17 protein-coding genes are annotated in these 18,668 nt (G+C 69.2%); 15 read left to right on the top strand and 2 right to left on the bottom strand.

The features are described from left to right. Positions 1-85: 85 nt before the first annotated feature. The 4 genes from Q2100_RS07810 to Q2100_RS07795 are packed head-to-tail and all read left to right on the top strand — an operon-like array spanning position 86 to position 3,101. Positions 86-916 carry an undecaprenyl-diphosphate phosphatase gene (locus Q2100_RS07810; protein WP_302913544.1) on the top strand — a complete coding sequence of 277 codons (831 nt, stop codon included), beginning with the start codon at positions 86-88 and terminating at the stop codon, positions 914-916. Next, complete coding sequence (locus Q2100_RS07805) at positions 913-1,623, top strand: histidine phosphatase family protein (RefSeq protein WP_302913542.1); 711 nt, start codon at positions 913-915, stop codon at positions 1,621-1,623. Before Q2100_RS07810 ends, Q2100_RS07805 begins: the two co-directional genes overlap by 4 nt. 55 nt (positions 1,624-1,678) lie before the next feature. Beyond that, positions 1,679-2,266 (top strand): Rv2134c family protein, encoded by a 588-nt coding sequence (locus Q2100_RS07800; RefSeq protein ID WP_264010703.1) that lies wholly within the window; start codon positions 1,679-1,681, stop codon positions 2,264-2,266. Beyond that, positions 2,250-3,101, top strand: a complete 852-nt coding sequence (locus Q2100_RS07795; protein WP_302913541.1) for an Rv2133c family protein — start codon at positions 2,250-2,252, stop codon at positions 3,099-3,101. The genes Q2100_RS07800 and Q2100_RS07795 overlap by 17 nt, the downstream gene beginning before the upstream one ends. Here Q2100_RS07795 and Q2100_RS07790 read toward each other — a convergent pair. Further along, positions 3,098-3,262, bottom strand: a complete 165-nt coding sequence (locus tag Q2100_RS07790; RefSeq protein ID WP_264010701.1) for a hypothetical protein — start codon at positions 3,260-3,262, stop codon at positions 3,098-3,100. The genes Q2100_RS07795 and Q2100_RS07790 overlap by 4 nt on opposite strands. A 69-nt stretch (positions 3,263-3,331) precedes the next feature. Between Q2100_RS07790 and Q2100_RS07785 the strand changes: the two genes are divergently transcribed. From Q2100_RS07785 to Q2100_RS07765, 5 genes are all read left to right on the top strand, one after another. Further along, a complete protein-coding gene (locus tag Q2100_RS07785; RefSeq protein WP_302913540.1) occupies positions 3,332-4,093 on the top strand; it encodes a 3'(2'),5'-bisphosphate nucleotidase CysQ in 762 nt (253 codons plus the stop codon). A 99-nt stretch (positions 4,094-4,192) separates the two neighbouring features. Next, positions 4,193-5,434 (top strand): cysteine--1-D-myo-inosityl 2-amino-2-deoxy-alpha-D-glucopyranoside ligase, encoded by a 1,242-nt coding sequence (gene mshC, locus Q2100_RS07780; RefSeq protein ID WP_302913539.1) that lies wholly within the window; start codon positions 4,193-4,195, stop codon positions 5,432-5,434. A 252-nt stretch (positions 5,435-5,686) separates the two neighbouring features. Beyond that, positions 5,687-7,288: a polysaccharide lyase family 20 protein gene (locus Q2100_RS07775; RefSeq protein WP_302913538.1), complete on the top strand. Its 1,602-nt coding sequence runs from the start codon at positions 5,687-5,689 to the stop codon at positions 7,286-7,288. Between the two features lie 56 nt (positions 7,289-7,344). Next, positions 7,345-8,220 carry an SDR family oxidoreductase gene (locus Q2100_RS07770; RefSeq protein WP_302913537.1) on the top strand — a complete coding sequence of 292 codons (876 nt, stop codon included), beginning with the start codon at positions 7,345-7,347 and terminating at the stop codon, positions 8,218-8,220. Further along, positions 8,217-9,644: a DUF1254 domain-containing protein gene (locus Q2100_RS07765; RefSeq protein WP_302913536.1), complete on the top strand. Its 1,428-nt coding sequence runs from the start codon at positions 8,217-8,219 to the stop codon at positions 9,642-9,644. The genes Q2100_RS07770 and Q2100_RS07765 overlap by 4 nt, the downstream gene beginning before the upstream one ends. 10 nt (positions 9,645-9,654) lie before the next feature. Here Q2100_RS07765 and Q2100_RS07760 read toward each other — a convergent pair whose 3' ends face one another. Then, on the bottom strand, positions 9,655-10,545 hold the full coding sequence (locus Q2100_RS07760) for a PAC2 family protein (protein ID WP_269895398.1): 891 nt from the start codon (positions 10,543-10,545) through the stop codon (positions 9,655-9,657). Positions 10,546-11,008: 463 nt separating this feature from the next. On the opposite strand from Q2100_RS07760, the gene metH reads away from it, so the two are divergent. The 6 genes from metH to Q2100_RS07730 all read left to right on the top strand — a co-directional run bounded on the left by metH (position 11,009) and on the right by Q2100_RS07730 (position 18,657). Next, positions 11,009-14,653: a methionine synthase gene (metH, locus tag Q2100_RS07755; protein WP_302913543.1), complete on the top strand. Its 3,645-nt coding sequence runs from the start codon at positions 11,009-11,011 to the stop codon at positions 14,651-14,653. Next, a complete protein-coding gene (locus Q2100_RS07750; protein ID WP_302913535.1) occupies positions 14,654-15,349 on the top strand; it encodes an HAD family hydrolase in 696 nt (231 codons plus the stop codon). 109 nt (positions 15,350-15,458) lie between these two features. Then, positions 15,459-16,934: a sugar porter family MFS transporter gene (locus Q2100_RS07745; RefSeq protein WP_264010693.1), complete on the top strand. Its 1,476-nt coding sequence runs from the start codon at positions 15,459-15,461 to the stop codon at positions 16,932-16,934. A 44-nt stretch (positions 16,935-16,978) separates the two neighbouring features. Next, on the top strand, positions 16,979-17,248 hold the full coding sequence (locus Q2100_RS07740; RefSeq protein WP_264010707.1) for a phosphoribosyl-ATP diphosphatase: 270 nt from the start codon (positions 16,979-16,981) through the stop codon (positions 17,246-17,248). Between the two features lie 5 nt (positions 17,249-17,253). Beyond that, positions 17,254-18,105: an ATP phosphoribosyltransferase gene (gene hisG / locus Q2100_RS07735; protein WP_302913534.1), complete on the top strand. Its 852-nt coding sequence runs from the start codon at positions 17,254-17,256 to the stop codon at positions 18,103-18,105. 69 nt (positions 18,106-18,174) lie between these two features. Next, positions 18,175-18,657, top strand: a complete 483-nt coding sequence (locus Q2100_RS07730; protein ID WP_302913533.1) for a DUF4126 family protein — start codon at positions 18,175-18,177, stop codon at positions 18,655-18,657. Positions 18,658-18,668 lie beyond the last annotated feature (11 nt).

The following is an 18,668-nucleotide window of genomic DNA, read 5'->3' as shown; positions in this document are numbered from 1 at the left end:
CGACGCGGTCGCCGACGCGCACCCGGTGCCGCGCCCCGCTCGCTGACCCGCCGCCCACGGTACGGTCGTCGGCGTGACCGAGGCCATGTCGTGGGTGCAGGTGGTGGTCCTGGCGATCCTGCAGGGCCTCACCGAGTTCCTGCCGGTGTCCTCCTCCGGCCACCTCGCCATCGCCTCGAGGGTGTTCTTCTCCGGTGATGCCGGCGCCTCGTTCACGGCGGTCACCCAGCTCGGCACCGAATTCGCCGTGCTGCTGTACTTCGCCCGCGACATCGGCCGCATCGTCACTGCATGGTTCCGCGGACTGTTCGCGCCCGAACACCGCACCGCGGACTACCGGCTGGGGTGGTACGTGATCATCGGCACCATCCCGATCGGGCTGATCGGCCTGCTGCTCAAGGACGAGATCCGCACGGCGGCGCGCAATCTGTGGGCGATCGCGATCGCGCTGATCGTGTTCTCGGCCGTCATCGCGGCGGCCGAATACGTCGGGCGCCAGGGCCGCCGGGTGGAGAACCTGACGTGGCGCGACGGTGTGATCGTCGGCCTGGCGCAGTGTCTGGCGCTGCTGCCCGGCGTGTCGCGGTCGGGCGCCACCATCAGCGCCGGGCTGTTCCTCGGGATGAACCGTGAACTCGCCGCCCGGTTCGGCTTCCTGCTGGCGATCCCGGCGGTGTTCGCCTCCGGGCTGTTCTCGCTGCCCGACGCGTTCGACCCGGTCGGGGAGGGGATGAGCGCCACCGGACCGCAGCTGCTCGTCGCGACGCTCATCGCGTTCGTCGTGGGATTCGCCGCGGTCGCGTGGTTCCTGCGCTTCCTCGCTCGGCACAGCATGTACTGGTTCGTCGGGTACCGGGTGCTGCTCGGCACGGTCGTGCTGGTGCTGCTCGGCACCGGGGTGGTGGCGGCGTCATGACCGTGATCCTGTTGCGGCACGGCCGCTCCACGTCGAACACCGCGCACACGCTGGCGGGCCGCAGCGAGGGCGTGGATCTCGACGACAAGGGCCGCGACCAGGCCGACGGCGTGGTGGAGCGCATCGGCGCGCTGCCGGTGCGCGCGATCGTGCGCTCACCGCTGCTGCGCTGCCGTCGCACGGTCGAACCGCTCGCCGCCGCACTCCAGCTGGAACCGGTGGTCGACGAGCGGCTCTCGGAGGTCGACTACGGCGCCTGGACCGGCCGCAAGATCGGCGACCTGGTCAAGGAGCCGCTCTGGGCGGTGGTGCAGCAACAGCCCAGCGCGGCGGTGTTCCCCGACGGTGAAGGCCTGGCGCAGGTGCAGGCGCGAGCCGTGGCGGCGGTGCGCGAGCACGACCGGGCGCTGGCCGAGCAGCACGAGGGTGACGTGCTGTGGGTGGCGTGCACCCACGGCGACGTGATCAAGGCGGTGCTGGCCGACGCGCTCGGCGTGCACCTCGACGGCTTCCAGCGGATCACCGCCGACCCCGCGTCGATGAGTGTGATCCGGTACACATCCCTGCGACCGTTCGTCCTGCACGTCAACCACACCGGGCCGAGCCTGACATCGGGACTGGTGGCCGCCCCGGCCAAGGCCGACGGCGACGCATCGGAGCGGCCGATGCCCGCCGACGACGCGGTGGTCGGCGGTTCCGTCGACTGACCGGCGCCGTCGTGATTACTGTCGCGACGGCCCTACCGGTATTTTGGGAGGTGCCATGGCCCGCGCTATTCACGTCTTCCGCATGCCCGACCGTTTCGTGGCCGGGACCGTCGGACAACCCGGCAACCGCACCTTCTATCTGCAGGCCGTGCACGAGAAGCGGGTGGTCTCGGTGATCTTGGAGAAGCAGCAGGTGGCCGTGCTGGCCGAGCGCATCGCGGCGCTGCTGCTCGAGATCAATCGAAGGTTCGGCACCCCGATCCCGCCAGAGACCGGGGAGATCGACGACCTCAGTCCACTCGAGACGCCCGTCGACGCCGAATTCCGGGTCGGCACGATGGGTCTGGGCTGGGATTCCGAGGCGCAGACGATCGTCGTGGAACTGCTCGCCGTCTCCGAGACCGAGTTCGACGCCTCGGTGGTGCTCGACGACGCCGAGGAGGGCCCCGACGCCGTGCGGGTGTTCCTGACGCCCGAGTCGGCACGCCAGTTCGCGAACCGCTCGAACCGGGTCATCTCGGCCGGGCGGCCGCCCTGCCCGCTCTGCGACGAACCTCTCGACCCCGAGGGCCACATCTGCGTCCGCACCAACGGCTACCGGCGCGGCGCGCTCACCGAACCCGACGATGAACCAGAAACCTGACCCGGCGGGCGGCGCCGCCAGTGGCGTCGAGGAGGTGCTGCGGTGCGGCGAACTGACCGTCATCGGACGGATCCGCTCGGCGAGCAACGCCACGTTCCTGTGCGAGGCACATCTGGGCGACCGGCAGGTGCACTGCGTGTACAAGCCGATCGCCGGGGAGGCGCCGCTGTGGGACTTCCCCGACGGCACGCTGGCGGGCCGCGAGGTCGGCGCCTACCTGGTGTCTCACGCACTGGGGTGGGACATCGTGCCGCACACCATCATCCGTGACGGACCTGCCGGCGGCGGGATGATCCAGCTGTGGGTGGACCAGCCCGGCGACGACATCGACGGGGACGCCGACGACGCCCCCGCATCCGGACCCGACCTGGTCGACCTGCTGCCCGCGGGCCGGGTGCCACCGGGCTACCTACCGATCCTGCAGGCCTACGACTACGCCGGCGACGAGGTGACCCTCGTGCACGCCGACGACCCGCGGCTCTACCGGATGGCGGTGTTCGACGTGCTGGTGAACAACGCCGACCGCAAGGGCGGTCACATCCTCACCGGGGTCGACGGCCGCGTCTACGGCGTCGACCACGGCGTGACCCTGCACGTCGAGGACAAGCTGCGCACCGTGCTGTGGGGCTGGTCGGGCAAACCGGTCGACGACCCGACGCTGGAAGCGGTGCTCGGGCTCGACGAGGCGTTGCGCGGCGATGTGGCCGAGCAGCTGCGCGATCACATCACCCGTGCCGAGATCGCCGCTCTGCGTGCGAGAGTGGTTGCGCTGCTCAACGATCCGGTGATGCCGACGCCCGATCGGCACCGGCCGATCCCGTGGCCGGCGTTCTAGTCGCAGTTGGAGCAGACACGGGTCAGCGACAACTGCATGCCGCACGTGCAGAACGCGCCCTCACGCCTCGTGTCGATCGGCTTCACGGCTTTCGCCGCCGGGGTCCGGGTCTTCGCCGGTGCCTTCACGAGGGAGTCGGAGGGCTCATCTGCTGTGCTCATCACTCCTCACGGTAGTCCGTCCGGAGGTCCCGTGGTGTCCGCGGACTGCGCGTTGGCGATACTGACCGGATGAGCCTGACCGATGCGGCGCTGGCCGCGGCGGTCGCGGCCGAAGCCGGCGAACTGCTGCTCGGGGTCCGCGACGAGGTGGGCTTCTACGATCCGTACTACCTCGGTGACGTCGGCGACATGCGGGCCAACGCGCTGATCCTCGACCGCCTGCGCCGCCACCGCCCCGACGACGCGGTGCTGTCCGAGGAGGCGGTCGACGACCTGTCCCGGGTGCAGGCCGACCGGGTCTGGATCGTCGACCCGGTGGACGGCACCCACGAGTTCTCGCTGCCCGGCCACGACGACTGGGCGGTGCACATCGCGCTGTGGCAGCGTGGCGCAGGCGGCCCCGACGGCGGCCTCACCGACGCCGTGGTGGCGCTGCCCGCCACGGGCGAGGTGTTCCGCAGCGACACCGTCACCCCGCCTCCGCCACGGCGGGAGGGGCCCATCCGCATCGCCGCCAGCGCCAGCCGCCCACCGGCGGTGCTGTGGCGTCTGCGTGAGCACCTCGACATCCAGCCGGTGCGGATCGGATCGGCAGGCGCCAAGGCGATGGCGGTGGTGCGCGGCGACGTCGACGCCTACATCCACGCCGGAGGGCAGTGGGAGTGGGACTCCGCGGCTCCCGCGGGGGTCGTCCTCGCCGCGGGCCTGCACGCGTCGCGGCTGGACGGTTCGCCGATGATCTACAACCGCCCCGACCCGTATCTGCCGGACTTCGTGATGTGCCGCAGTGAACTGGCCGAACAGCTGCTGGACATCATCCGCAGGCGCTGACGGGCGGCCCGGGAATCAAATCGCGTCCGTCGTTGTCGGTGTCGGAGAGTCACGCACCAGCGGGAGGCCGTCCTGATCGAACACCTTAGAGTCGAAGCCATGCAATCGTGGCCGGCGACGACCGTTCCGGAACTGCCGGGCCGTGGACCGCAGCTGCGCCTCTACGACAGCGCCGACCGCCAGGTGCGGCCCGTGTCGCCCGGCGAGACCGCCACGATGTACGTGTGCGGCATCACCCCGTACGACGCGACCCATCTGGGTCACGCCGCCACCTATCTGACCTTCGATCTGGTGCACCGGCTGTGGCTCGACGGCGGGCACCGGGTGCACTACGTGCAGAACATCACCGACGTCGACGACCCGCTGTTCGAGCGCGCCGCCCGCGACGGGATCGGCTGGCGCGAGCTCGGCGACCGCGAGACCGAACTGTTCCGCCAGGACATGTCCGCGCTGCGCGTGTTGCCGCCGCACCACTACGTCGCCGCGACCGAGGCCATCGCCGAGGTCGTCGAGCTGGTGGAGAAGATGCTGGCCTCCGGCGCGGCGTACGTCGTCGAGGACGCGCAGTACCCGGACGTCTACTTCCGCGCCGACGCCACCGTGCAGTTCGGCTACGAGTCCGGCTATGACCGCGACACCATGCTGCGCCTGTTCGGTGAGCGTGGCGGCGACCCGGACCGTCCGGGCAAGGGCGACCAACTCGACGCGTTGCTGTGGCTCGCCGAGCGGCCCGGCGAGCCGAGCTGGCCGTCGCCGTTCGGCCCGGGCCGGCCGGGCTGGCACGTGGAGTGCGCGGCGATCGCGCTCGACCGCATCGGCACCGGGCTGGACATCCAGGGCGGAGGCAGCGACCTGATCTTCCCGCACCACGAGTTCTCGGCCGCACACGCCGAATCCGTCACCGGTGAGCGGCGGTTCGCCCGCCACTACGTGCACGCCGGGATGATCGGCTGGGACGGGCACAAGATGTCCAAGAGCCGCGGCAACCTGGTGCTGGTCTCGCGGCTGCGTGCCGAGGGCGTCGATCCCGCGGCGATCCGGCTCGGCCTGCTCGCAGGCCACTACCGCGCCGACCGGTCGTGGAGCACCGCCGTGCTCGACGAGGCGCAGACCCGGCTGCGGCACTGGCAGGCCGCGACGACGCTGCAGGCCGGTCCCGCCGCAGGCGATGTGCTGGCCCGTGTCCGGCAGTACCTCGCCGACGATCTGGACACCCCGAAAGCCCTTGCCGCGCTTGATGGCTGGTGCACCGACGCGTTGCAGTACGGCGGTCACGACGAGGGTGCGCCGCGCCTGGTGCGCGACGCCGTCGACGCACTGCTCGGCGTGCGGCTGCCGTAGCCCGACCGTGTCCATTGCGCTTGTCCGGACATCGCCCGGACGCATTGCTCGTCGCACCCCGTAGCGCACTTTCGGCACTCGACGGTGTCGGAAGCGGCTGGAGAGCACTTTGCCAGCGCGCAATGGCATTGTTGCAGTGTCAAACATGCGTGCATTGACGACCTCGATAGTATTTGCCAGATCCGCACGAACGGTAGCTTGAGAGGGGCGTTGGGTTTGCCAACTTCCTCGCCGAGTGACCAGGAGCGGACGATGAATCGTCGAGATCTACGAAGCTGCGCGGTGACGTCGGTGGTGGCCGCCGCTTCGCTCGCCGTGATAGCAACCAGCGCCATCGCCACCATCCCCGACGCCCCCCGGTCGACGTCGCACGAGGCGGTCAGCAGCGCGGCGCTGCCCAGTTCACCGCCGAGCATCGTCACCACGCTGCTCGGGCTGCAGAAGCTGGGTGTCACCTCGGTGCGGGTCCGGGTGCCGGACCCCGCCGCCGACCCGCGGACCGTGCAACAGCCCGCCCTGGTGATCGCCGACGGCGTCACGCCAACCGCCGCCCGCAGTGCTGCTGCGACCGCCAGCGCCGCCTCCACCACGCGCACTGCCACCACCACCCGCACTGCCACCACCACCACGAGCACCACCACCCAGAGCACCACCACCTACTTGCAGCAGCTGTCGGCGTACATGCAACAGCTGGCGGCCGCTCTGGCCCAGCCGCGCATCGTGCCGTCCGGGGCGAAGAAGCTCTTCACGGGCGACTACAACACCGGGAACTTCACCCAGTGGGCCATGTTGCAGGCCAAGGGAATCAACGCGCCCGCGCCGGCGAACTACTGCACCTACAGCGCGTGTGTGCGCAACGGGGGGCTGGGGCACGAGACGGCGGCGCGCTTCGAGGTCCGCGACGGCGACATCCCGCCGTTCGGTGGCGGCGAACGCGCAGAGGTCACCCCCGGCGCCTGGTACGCCCCCTCAGCGGGCGCATTCGTCAAGGAGGGCGACGAGCGCTGGTATTCGTTCTCGATGAAGTTCGACGAGGGATTCCAGAACCCGCGGCACGGGCCGGACAGCTGGTTCATGGTGTCCCAGTGGTTCCCCCAGCAGGGCGGCGCCCCCGCGTTGACCCTCCAGGTGACCCAGGACAACTATCTCGAACTCGGCGGCGCGGGCGCGGCGGTGCCCTACCGCCGCAAGATCTCACCCGTGAAGCCGGGGCAGTGGGTGGATTACGTCGTCCACGTCAAGTTCTCCGAGGACCCGAACGTCGGCTACGCGGAGGTCTACGAGAACGGCAAACTGGTTGTCGAGAAGCACTATCGGCCCACCCTCGTCGCCGGCGGCGGCGGCGCGTACTACAAGCAGGGTGTGTACCGCGACGTCGAGTCCACCGGTACGCAGGTGGTGTGGCATGACGGCCTGGTGATCTACGAAGGAGTGGCGCCGCCGACGACGCTCGCGCTGACCCAGTCGCCTTCGCCGGTCGCGCGGACCCAGACACTTGTCGCCGACGCGGCCGTCGCCGACACCGGCATCGTCGCCGCCGACACCGCCGTCGCACAGGCCGACGAGATCGACGGGCAGGTCCCGGCCGATCGCGGTACCACTGCAAGCACGGAGGCGCAGGAGACCACGTCCGCCCTCGATGCACGCAGCGCGGCCCGCGAGGAACGGCGGGAGGCTCGCGAGGAACGGCGGGAGGCCCGCGAGGAGCGACGCGAGGCGCGGGCCGCCGAGCGTGAGGCTCGCGCTGCCGAACGTGCGGCCCGCCAGGAAGAGCGTGCGGCCCGCATCGCCGAGCGTGCGGCGCGCGCCGCCGATCAGACGACCGACGCGGAGTCCGCCGAACCGGCTCCGTAGACACGCAAGGCGGTGGTATTCGGCCGAGCCATGGGGTCGCGCGGTACGTTTCCGCCATGACTTCGGTACGTGGCAAGGTCGTGGTGATCACCGGCGGCGCGAGGGGTGTGGGCGAGGAACTGGCCCGCAGGCTGCATGCCAAGGGCGCCTCGCTGGTGCTGACCGACCTCGACGAGGGACCGCTGGCCGCACTGGCCGGCGACCTCGGCGAGGATCGCGTGCTGACCGTCGTGGCCGACGTGAGCGACCTCAAGAGCATGCAGGAAGTGGCGGAGCAGGCGGTGGCCCGCCTCGGCGGCATCGACATCGTCATCGCCAACGCCGGCATCGCCAGCTACGGCTCGGTGCTGGTGGTCGATCCCGACGCGTTCCGGCGGGTGCTCGACGTCAACATCGTCGGCGTGTTCAACACCGTCCGGGCCACCCTGCCGTCATTGATCGACCGCAAAGGATACGTCCTGGTCGTCTCGTCGCTGGCGGCATTCGCGGCCGCGCCCGGCATGGCGCCCTACGACGCGTCGAAGGCGGGCGTCGAGCAGTTCGCGAACGCCCTGCGGCTGGAGGCGGCGCACCACGGCGTCGGCGTGGGCTGCGCACACATGTCCTGGATCGACACGCCGCTGGTGCAGGACACCAAGAGCGATCTGCCGAGCTTCGTCGCGATGCTCGACTCCCTGCCGGGGCCGTTGAGCAGGACCACCTCGGTGCAGGAGTGCGGCGAGGTGTTCGTCAAGGGCATCGAACGCCGCAAAGACCGCATCTACTGTCCGCGCTGGGTGGGCCTCGCCAGGTGGTTCAAACCGGTGCTCACCACCAGGATCGGGCAGGCATCGCTGCTCAAGGCGGCGCCGAAGATCCTGCCGCAGATGGACGCCGAGGTCACCGCACTGAAGCGTTCACTGGGCGCCCGCACCCACGGCCTGAAGAAGTGATCCGCCGCGTCGCCGCGATTCTGATCGGAACCATCCTGCTCGCCGGTTGTGTCAAGGACGGCCGGGAGGCCGACCCCTCGACCCCGCCACCCCCTGCGGAAGTCACCCCGCAGCAGGCGCGCGCGATAGCCAAGGAGGCCTACATCTGGGGCTTCCCGGTCGTGGACAACTACCGGGTGCAGTACTCCTACTTCGTCAACCGCGACAACCCCGAGTACAAGGGCGGTTGGAATGCGATCCACAACACCGCACGGCTGTTCACGCCGGAGGACAAGACCGTCCAGACACCGAACTCCGACACGCCCTATTCGGTGGTGGGCGCCGACCTGCGCGCCGAGCCGCTGGTGCTGACGGTCCCGCCGGTAGAACAGGACCGCTACTACTCACTGCAGTTCGTCAACGGCTACACCAACAACATCGCCTACGTCGGCAGCCGCACCACCGGCAACGGCGGCGGGAAGTACCTGCTCGCCGGCCCCGGCTGGCAGGGCGACAAGCCCGAGGGCGTCGACGAGGTGATCCGGTCCGACACCGAGCTGAACAACGTCATCTACCGCACCCAGCTGTTGAACCCGTCGGACCTGGAGAACGTCAAGCGGATCCAGGCCGGCTACCAGGTGACACCACTGTCGGTGTTCCTCCGGCAACCGCCTGCCGCGCCTGCGCCCGCGATCGACTTCGCGCCGCCGCTGACGCCCGACCAGCAGCGCACCTCGCCGCAGTTCTTCGAGATCCTCAACTTCGCGCTGCGGTTCGCGCCCGTACTGCCCGAGGAGAAGGACCTCCGCGACCGGTTCGCGACCATCGGCATCGGGCCCGACGGCGACTTCGCGGCCGATGAGCTCAGCCCGGAGATGCGCTCGGCCGTCGAGGGCGGCATGGCCGACGCCTGGGCGGAGCTCGACACCCTGAAGAAGGACAAGATCGACACCGGCGAGGTGGGGCCGGCGCAGTTCTTCGGCACCGCCGCCGAACTGAAGGGCAACTACCTGTACCGGATGGCCGGCGCGGTGTTCGGCATCTACGGCAACACCGCCGCCGAGGCGCTGTATCCGACGCTGACCAACGACTCCACCGGGGCGCCGCTGACCGGCGCGAACAACTACACCGTGCGGTTCGCGCCCGGCCAGCTGCCGCCGGTCAACGCGTTCTGGTCGCTGACGATGTACGAGATGCCGCAGAGCCTGCTCGTCACCAACCCGCTCAACCGGTGGCTGATCAACTCGCCGATGCTGCCCAGCCTGGTCGCCGATCCCGACGGCGGCTACACGTTCCTGGTGCAGAACGCGTCGCCGGGCATCGACAAGGAGTCGAACTGGCTGCCCGCGCCCGCCGGTCCGTTCCAGATGGTGCTGCGGCTGTACTGGCCGAAGCCCGACGCGCTGAACGGCACCTGGAAGCCGCCGCAGGCCGTCAGGAGCTGAGCGGTCCGGCCTAGCTGCGGTAACCCGGTCCGCGCCGGCGCAGGTAGCGTTCGAACTCGGCGGCCAGCGCGTCGCCGTCGATCTTGCTCAGGGTCTCGTGCATGTCGACCTCGGCGTCGCCGCGTTCCTCGAGTGCCGTCACGTACTCGGCGATCTCGTCGTCGTCGGCGGTCATCTCCGTGACGGCCTCTTCCCACTCCTCGGCCGCGGTCGGCAGGTCCGCCAGGGGCACCTCGATGTCCAGCACGTCCTCGACCCGGCGCAGCAGCGCGACCGTCGCCTTGGGGTTCGGCGGCTGCGAGACGTAGTGCGGGACGGCCGCCCAGAAGGTCACCGCGGGGATGCCGGCCTGCACGCACGCGTCCTGGAAGACCCCGGCGATGCCGGTCGGACCCTCGTAGCGGGTCTCCTCGAGCCCGAAGAACTTGGCCGACTCGGGGGAGTAGGCGGCTCCGGACACCGGCACCGGCCGGGTGTGCGGGGTGTCGGCCAGCAGCGCGCCGAGGATCACGACCGTCTGGACGTTCAGCTTGTCGGCGATCGCCAGGAGTTCGGCGCAGAACGTACGCCACCGCATGTTCGGCTCGACGCCGTGCATCAGCACGATGTCGCGTTCGGCGCCCGGCGGGCGGCAGTGCGAGATCCGCATCGACGGCCACACCAGTTCGCGGGTGACACCGTCGATCTGCCGGATCACCGGGCGATTGACCTGGTAGTCGTAATAGGACTCGTCGTCGATCTCGACGATCGGGTCGGCCTCCCAGATCGCGTCCAGGTGCTCGAGCGCGTCGCTGGCCGCGTCTCCGGCGTCGTTCCAGCCCTCGAACGCCGCGACGATGATGGCGTCGTGCAGTTCGGGCAGCTCAGGTCCCTTCGGTGCACCGAATTCCGATGGGGTCACCTGGCCAGCGTAAGGCCTCCGGGGTGGTGACGAGCGTCATCGGCCGCTCGGGCGGGGTGCACGCCGCGACTACCCTGTCGTTGTGACCGCAGCCGCTCCAGCAGGCCGGGACCGGCGAGACGAAATACCCTCGGCTGCACTTCGGTTGATGGTGGTGCGATCACCGAACGGGTCGTGGTCAGCCGGGCGTCCGGACGTCCATCGGGTGAGGACGTAGACTTTTCTGGTCGAGAGGCGTTGCAACGGCTATTCGGGGGGCCTGGATCCCCCTCGGTATCCGCCACGCTCGGCAGAGTCAAGGACGCCTTCCGCTACGGAAGGAGTGCGCGTGAACACGTCTGAGTCGACCGCCGTCGAGTCGAATACCGTCGAGTCGACCACCTTCGCGCCGAACATCCGCCCCGACTGCACCGAGGAACTGACGGCCGCTCTGCGCCAGCGGATCGTGGTGATCGACGGCGCGATGGGCACGGCGATCCAGCGCGACCGGCCCGACGAGGCCGGCTACCGCGGCGACCGGTTCACCGAGTGGCCGACCGCCCTGCAGGGCAACAACGACCTGCTCAACCTGACGCAGCCGCAGATCATCGAGGGCATCCACCGCGAGTACCTCGAGGCGGGCGCCGACATCCTCGAGACCAATACGTTCAACGCCAACGCGGTCTCGCTGTCGGACTACGACATGGCCGAGCTCGCCTACGAGCTGAACTACGCCGGCGCCGCGCTGGCCCGCAGCGCAGCCGACGAGTACAGCACCCCGGACAAGCCCCGCTACGTCGCGGGCGCGCTGGGGCCCACCACGCGGACCGCGTCGATCTCACCGGACGTCAACGATCCCGGAGCGCGCAACGTCTCCTACGACCAGTTGGTCGCCGCCTACCTCGAGGCCGCCAACGGCCTGGTCGACGGTGGTGCCGACCTCCTCATCATCGAGACGATCTTCGACTCGCTGAACGCCAAGGCGGCGGTGTTCGCCGTCGAGACGCTGTTCGAGGAGCGCGGACGCCGCTGGCCGCTGATCATCTCGGGCACCATCACCGACGCCTCAGGGCGGACCCTGTCCGGTCAGGTCACCGAGGCCTTCTGGAATGCGATCAGGCACGCCAAGCCGCTCGCGGTCGGCCTGAACTGCGCCCTTGGCGCGCCGGAGATGAGGCCCTACATCGCCGAGATGGCGCGGATCGCGGACACCTTCGTGTCCTGCTACCCGAATGCCGGCCTGCCCAACGCGTTCGGCGAGTACGACGAGGACCCGGAGCATCAGGCCGGCTACATCGGTGAGTTCGCCGAAGCCGGCCTGGTCAACCTCGTCGGTGGGTGCTGCGGAACGGCGCCCGAGCACATCGCCGAGATCGCCAAGGTCGTCGATGGCAAGCCGCCGCGCGAGCTGCCGGAGATCGAGGTCGCCACCCGGCTCGCGGGCCTGGAGCCGCTCAACATCAACGACGACTCCCTGTTCGTCAACATCGGTGAGCGCACCAACATCACCGGTTCGGCCCGGTTCCGGAACCTGATCAAGGCCGAGGACTACGACACCGCGCTGTCGGTCGCCCTGCAGCAGGTCGAGGTCGGTGCGCAGGTCATCGACATCAACATGGACGAGGGCATGATCGACGGCGTCGCCGCGATGGACCGGTTCACCAAGCTGATCGCGGCCGAGCCCGACATCAGCCGCGTCCCGGTGATGATCGACTCGTCCAAGTGGGAGGTCATCGAGGCCGGCCTGAAGAACGTGCAGGGCAAGCCGATCGTCAACTCGATCTCCATGAAGGAGGGCGAGGAGAAGTTCATCCGCGAGGCGCGGCTGTGCCGCAAGTACGGCGCCGCCGTCGTCGTGATGGCCTTCGACGAACAGGGCCAGGCCGACAACCTGGAGCGCCGCAAGGAGATCTGCGGGCGCGCCTACCGGATCCTGACCGAAGAGGTCGGCTTCCCGCCCGAGGACATCATCTTCGACCCGAACTGCTTCGCGCTGGCGACGGGCATCGAGGAGCACGCGACATACGGGATCGACTTCATCGAGGCCTGCGCCTGGATCAAGGAGAACCTCCCCGGCGTGCACATCTCCGGCGGCATCTCCAACGTGTCGTTCTCGTTCCGGGGCAACAACCCCGTCCGCGAGGCGATCCACGCGGTGTTCCTGTACCACGCCATCAAGGCCGGCCTGGACATGGGCATCGTCAACGCCGGTTCGCTGGTGCCCTACGACTCGATCGATCCCGAACTGCGGGACCGGATCGAGGACGTCGTGCTGAACCGTCGGGAGGACGCCGCCGAACGGCTGCTGGAGATCGCCGAGCGGTTCAACAGCTCGGAGAAGGCCGACGATCCGGTCGCAGCGGAGTGGCGCAGCCTGCCGATTCGTGAGCGGATCACGCACGCCCTGGTCAAGGGCATCGACGCCAACGTCGACGCCGACACCGAGGAACTGCGCGCCGAGATCGAGGCCGCGGGCGGTCGTCCGATCGAGGTGATCGAGGGCCCGCTGATGGACGGCATGAACGTCGTCGGCGACCTGTTCGGCGCGGGCAAGATGTTCCTGCCGCAGGTGGTGAAGTCGGCCCGGGTGATGAAGAAGGCCGTGGCGTACCTGTTGCCCTTCATCGAGGCGGAGAAGGAGCAGACCGGGGCCACTGCGAGCAAGGACACCAACGGCACGATCGTCATGGCGACCGTCAAGGGCGACGTCCACGACATCGGCAAGAACATCGTCGGAGTCGTGCTGCAGTGCAACAACTACGAGGTGATCGACCTCGGTGTGATGGTGCCTGCCGACAAGATCCTGGACGCGGCCAAGGAGCACGACGCCGACATCATCGGGCTGTCCGGCCTGATCACCCCGTCGCTGGACGAGATGGTCAACTTCGCCGTCGAGATGGAGCGTCAGGGCCTGGAGATCCCGCTGCTGATCGGCGGCGCGACCACCTCGCGCGCTCACACCGCCGTGAAGGTGGCGCCGCGCCGAAGCGGTCCTGTGGTCTGGGTGAAGGACGCGTCCCGCTCGGTGCCGGTCGCCGCGGCCCTGCTCGACGACAAGCAGCGGCCTGCCCTGCTGGAGGCCACCGAGAAGGATTACGCGTCGCTTCGCGAGCGGCATGCGCAGAAGAGCGAGCGGCCGATGCTGACGCTGGAGAAGGCGCGGGCGAACCGGACGCCGATCGACTGGGACGACTACACGCCGCCGGTGCCCGCGCAAGGCCTCGGCGTGCGGGAGTTCGGCGACTACGACTTCGCCGAGCTGCGCGAGTACATCGACTGGCAACCGTTCTTCAATGCCTGGGAGATGAAGGGCCGCTTCCCCGACATCCTCAACAACCCGGTGTCGGGCGAGACGGCCCGCAAGCTGTACGACGACGCCCAGGAGATGCTGGACACCCTCATCAAGGAGAAGTGGCTGACCGCCAACGGCGTGATCGGCTTCTTCCCGGCGAACGCGGTCGGTGACGACGTCGAGGTCTACACCGACGAGAGCCGTTCGGAGGTGCTGAAGACGTTGCGCAACCTGCGCCAGCAGGGCGAGCACCGCGACGGCATCCCGAACCGGTCCCTCGGCGATTTCGTCGCGCCCAAGGACACGGGCCTCCGGGACTACGTCGGCGCGTTCGCCGTCACCACGGGGCTCGGCATCCACGACAGGATCGCCGAGTTCAAGGCGGCCAACGACGACTACAACGCGATCCTGTTGGAGTCGCTCGCCGACCGGCTGGCGGAGGCGTTCGCCGAACGGATGCACCAGCGGGTCCGCAAGGAGTTCTGGGGATACCAGCCCGACGAGCAGCTGGACAACGAGGCGCTGATCGGTGAGAAGTACTCAGGCATCCGCCCCGCCCCCGGTTACCCGGCCTGCCCGGAACACACCGAGAAGGCGACGCTCTGGGAGTTGATGGACGTCAAGGAGCGCACCGGGATCGAGCTGACGGAGTCGATGGCGATGTGGCCCGGCGCCGCCGTCAGCGGCTGGTACTTCTCGCACCCGCAGTCGCAGTACTTCGTCGTCGGCCGGATCTCCCAGGACCAGGTCGCCGACTACGCGAAGCGCAAGGGCTGGACGCTGAAGGAGGCCGAGCGCTGGCTCGCCCCCAATCTCGGCTACAACCCGGAGGACTGAATGGGGGAGGTGCTCTCCGCCGTCCTCTTCGACATGGACGGCACCCTGGTGGATTCCGAGAAACTGTGGGACATCTCGCTGGAGGCGCTCTATGCCCGGCTCGGCGGTGACCTGAGCGCCGGGGTGCGCCAGGCACTGGTGGGCAGCTCGGCGGAGAACACCATGCGCACCGTGTTCGCCGACCTGCGCCTGGAGCCCGACCCGCAGGCGATGGCCGAGGCGCACCGGTGGCTGCACGACTACACCGCCGAGTTGTTCGAGCAGGGCCTGCCGTGGTGTGCGGGGGCTCGCGAGCTGCTCGATGCGCTGGCCGCCGACGGGGTGCCGTTGGCGCTGGTCACCAACACGCTGCGGCCACTCACCGACAAAGCACTCAAAAGCATTGGCGGTCACTACTTCTCGGCTACTGTCTGCGGTGACGAGGTGACGAACGGGAAACCAGCGCCGGATCCGTACCTGCGTGCGTCGGAGTTGCTGGGACTGGCGCCCGGCGCGTGCCTGGCCGTCGAGGATTCGGTGACGGGCACGGCGGCCGCCGAGGGCGCGGGCTGCCCGGTGCTGGTGGTGCCCAACGACATCGCGGTGCCCACCGGGCCGGGACGGCGCCACGCGCAGTCGCTGCTCGGCCTCGGCGTCGAGGACCTCCGGGCCATCCACGCCGAGCTGACCGACGAGCTCTCCGAACGCAGCGCCTGAGCACACGTTCACGGCCCACTTCCCGGTCTCGATACGCCCTTGCGCAGGTGTGAATTGTGCAATCGTGGGGAACGAGTGATTCCACGCAGCGCTGCGGAAAGGAAATCCCATGGCAGGTCAGGGTGGAGCCCCGGTAGGCGATGACCTACCGGTCTCGGACGAGGACTTCTCGTCGGGCAAGACGGCGCTACGCATCGCCTCGGTGGCGGCCCTTGGCGGCCTGCTGTTCGGTTACGACAGCGCCGTCATCAACGGGGCGGTGGACTCCATCCAGGAGGACTTCGGGATCGGCAACGCCGAACTCGGCTTCGCGGTCGCGTCCGCGCTCCTGGGCGCTGCGGTCGGCGCCATGACCGCGGGCCGCATCGCCGACAAGATCGGCCGCATCGCGGTCATGAAGATCGCCGCGGTGTTGTTTCTCATCAGCGCGTTCGGCACCGGCCTGGCACCCGATGTGCTCTGGGTGGTGATCTTCCGCGTCGTCGGCGGCATCGGCGTGGGTGTGGCGTCGGTGATCGCACCCGCCTACATCGCCGAGACCTCGCCGCCGGGCATCCGCGGCCGGCTGGGATCCCTACAGCAGCTGGCGATCGTATCCGGCATCTTTCTGTCGTTCGTGGTCAACTGGCTCCTGCAGTGGACCGCCGGCGGCCCGAACGAACCGCTGTGGCTCGGTCTGGACGCGTGGCGGTGGATGTTCCTTGCCATGGCGTTTCCGGCCGTCCTGTACGGCGCGTTGGCCTTCACCATCCCGGAGTCGCCGCGGTATCTCGTTGCCAGCCACAAGATCCCGGAAGCCCGCCGGGTGCTCAACATGCTGCTGGGGCAGAAGAACCTGGAGATCACCATCACGCGCATCAGGGAGACGCTGGAGCGCGAGGACAAGCCGTCCTGGAAGGATCTGCGCAAGCCGACCGGCGGCGTCTACGGCATCGTCTGGGTGGGTCTCGGCCTGTCGATCTTCCAGCAGTTCGTCGGCATCAACGTGATCTTCTACTACTCGAACGTGTTGTGGCAGGCGGTGGGATTCAGCGCCGACGAATCGGCGGTCTACACCGTGATCACGTCGGTGATCAACGTGCTCACCACCCTGATCGCCATCGCACTCATCGACAAGATAGGCCGGAAACCGCTGCTGCTCATCGGTTCCTCCGGCATGGCCGTCACGCTCATCACGATGGCGGTCATCTTCGCCAACGCGGCCGTGGGGCCCGACGGCAATCCGAGCCTGCCCGGCGCGTCGGGCGTGGTCGCGCTGGTGGCGGCCAACCTGTTCGTCGTCGCGTTCGGCATGTCGTGGGGTCCGGTGGTCTGGGTGCTGCTGGGCGAGATGTTCCCCAACCGCATCCGCGCCGCGGCTCTGGGGATCGCCGCCGCCGGCCAGTGGGCGGCGAACTGGCTGATCACCGTCACCTTCCCCGGCCTGCGCGAACACCTCGGGCTGGCCTACGGCTTCTACGGGTTGTGCGCGATCCTGTCCGGGCTCTTCGTGTGGCGCTGGGTGATGGAGACGAAGGGCGTGTCGTTGGAGGACATGCACGGCTCGATCCTCAAGGGCGAGGAGTTGCCCAAAGCCGCCACCTGAGCAGCGGTCGGGCGTCGCCCGGTCGACCTGGCATGGGACAATAGCTGCCCGTGAAGACCTTCGACGCCCTGTTCGCCGAGCTCAGTGAGAAAGCGCGCAGCCGGCCCGCCGGCAGCGGCACCGTCGCCGCGCTCGACGGCGGTGTGCACGGCCTCGGCAAGAAGATCCTCGAGGAGGCCGGCGAGGTGTGGCTGGCGGCCGAGCACGAGAGTGACGACGCGCTCGCCGACGAGGTCAGCCAGCTCCTGTACTGGACCCAGGTGCTGATGCTGGCCCGCGGGCTGTCCCTCGACGACGTCTACCGGAAGCTGTGAGCGGCATGTTGCGGGTCGCGGTTCCCAACAAGGGCGCGCTGAGCGAGTCCGCCGCGGAGATCCTGGCCGAGGCCGGCTACCGGAAGCGCACCGACCCCAAGGACCTCACGGTCATCGACCCGGCCAACAACGTGGAGTTCTTCTTCCTGCGGCCCAAGGACATCGCGATCTACGTCGGCTCGGGCCAGCTGGACCTCGGCATCACCGGGCGGGATCTGGCCGCCGAGTCGGATGCGCCGGTGCGCGAGCGGCTGGCGCTCGGCTTCGGTTCGTCGACGTTCCGCTACGCCGCGCCTGCGGGCCGGGACTGGACCGCGGCCGACCTGGCCGGCAAGCGGATCGCCACGGCCTACCCGAATCTCGTGCGGAAAGACCTGGCGGCGCGGGGAATCGACGCCGCTGTGATCCGGCTCGACGGTGCGGTGGAGATCTCGGTCCAGCTCGGGGTGGCCGACGCGATCGCCGACGTGGTCGGCTCCGGCCGCACGTTGCGCCAGCACAATCTGACGGCTTTCGGTGAGTCGCTGTGTGATTCGGAGGCGGTGCTGATCGAGCAGGACGGCCCGCCCGACGACAGGTCGGCCGCCCGCGACCAGCTGGCCGCCCGGGTACAGGGCGTGGTGTTCGGCCAGCAGTACCTGATGCTGGACTACGACTGCCCGCGCACGGTGCTCGACCGCGCCACCGCCGTCACCCCCGGACTCGAATCACCCACCATCGCACCGCTGGCCGACCCCGACTGGGTCGCGGTGCGGGCGCTGGTGCCGCGCCGCGACGTCAACGCCATCATGGACGAGATCGCCGCCATCGGGGCCAAGGCGATCCTGGCCTCCGACATCAGGTTCTGCCGCTTCTAGATCGCCGGGCCCCGTCGCGGTCTGCGTGTTAGCGTCCGGAGGACCTTTTCGCCCGCCTCGGAGGTACGCATGACGCATGTCCTGGTGTTGGTGCTCGCGCTGCTGATCGGGGTGATCGCGGGGCTGCGGGCGCTGACCGCCCCGGCAGTGGTGGCCTGGGGCGCGTTCCTGGGCTGGATCGACGTCGACGGCAAATGGTCGGAATGGGTGGCACATCCGATCACCGTGGCGGTGCTCTCCGTCCTCCTGGTGGTCGAACTCGTCACCGACCAGCTGCCCAAGACACCGAGCCGCAAGACGCCGCCGCAGTTCGTCACCCGCCTCCTCATGGGCGCCTTCGCGGGTGCGGTGATCGGCAGCGCGTTCTACCACACCTTCAGCTCCATCGGCGCCGGGATCATTGGCGCGGTGCTCGGCACGCTGGGCGGCGCGGAGCTGCGGTCCCGGCTGGCGGCGGCGAACGGCGGCAAGGACCGGCCCGGTGCGATCATCGAGGACGTCGTCGCCGTCGGCGGCGGTTTCCTGGTCGTGTTCCTCGTCAGCTTGATCTGACCGGACCCCGG

It is taken from the genome of Mycolicibacterium arseniciresistens (assembly GCF_030519285.1).
Taxonomy (GTDB): Bacteria; Actinomycetota; Actinomycetes; order Mycobacteriales; family Mycobacteriaceae; genus Mycobacterium; species Mycobacterium arseniciresistens.
Note: the sequence above shows the minus strand (reverse complement) of the source record. Positions and strands in the feature narration are given on the sequence as shown.

Bases quoted from the DNA above. Each gene is read 5' to 3' on its own strand.
- Q2100_RS07770 (WP_302913537.1), top strand. From the start codon at position 7,345: ATGACTTCGGTACGTGGCAAGGTCGTGGTGATCACCGGCGGCGCGAGG.
- Q2100_RS07795 (WP_302913541.1), top strand. From the start codon at position 2,250: ATGAACCAGAAACCTGACCCGGCGGGCGGCGCCGCCAGTGGCGTCGAG.
- Q2100_RS07750 (WP_302913535.1), top strand. From the start codon at position 14,654: ATGGGGGAGGTGCTCTCCGCCGTCCTCTTCGACATGGACGGCACCCTG.
- Q2100_RS07805 (WP_302913542.1), top strand. From the start codon at position 913: ATGACCGTGATCCTGTTGCGGCACGGCCGCTCCACGTCGAACACCGCG.
- Q2100_RS07775 (WP_302913538.1), top strand. From the start codon at position 5,687: ATGAATCGTCGAGATCTACGAAGCTGCGCGGTGACGTCGGTGGTGGCC.
- Q2100_RS07810 (WP_302913544.1), top strand. From the start codon at position 86: ATGTCGTGGGTGCAGGTGGTGGTCCTGGCGATCCTGCAGGGCCTCACC.
- Q2100_RS07745 (WP_264010693.1), top strand. From the start codon at position 15,459: ATGGCAGGTCAGGGTGGAGCCCCGGTAGGCGATGACCTACCGGTCTCG.
- hisG (WP_302913534.1), top strand. From the start codon at position 17,254: ATGTTGCGGGTCGCGGTTCCCAACAAGGGCGCGCTGAGCGAGTCCGCC.
- Q2100_RS07800 (WP_264010703.1), top strand. From the start codon at position 1,679: ATGGCCCGCGCTATTCACGTCTTCCGCATGCCCGACCGTTTCGTGGCC.
- metH (WP_302913543.1), top strand. From the start codon at position 11,009: ATGGGCACGGCGATCCAGCGCGACCGGCCCGACGAGGCCGGCTACCGC.
- Q2100_RS07785 (WP_302913540.1), top strand. From the start codon at position 3,332: ATGAGCCTGACCGATGCGGCGCTGGCCGCGGCGGTCGCGGCCGAAGCC.
- Q2100_RS07730 (WP_302913533.1), top strand. From the start codon at position 18,175: ATGACGCATGTCCTGGTGTTGGTGCTCGCGCTGCTGATCGGGGTGATC.
- Q2100_RS07790 (WP_264010701.1), bottom strand. From the start codon at position 3,262: ATGAGCACAGCAGATGAGCCCTCCGACTCCCTCGTGAAGGCACCGGCG.
- mshC (WP_302913539.1), top strand. From the start codon at position 4,193: ATGCAATCGTGGCCGGCGACGACCGTTCCGGAACTGCCGGGCCGTGGA.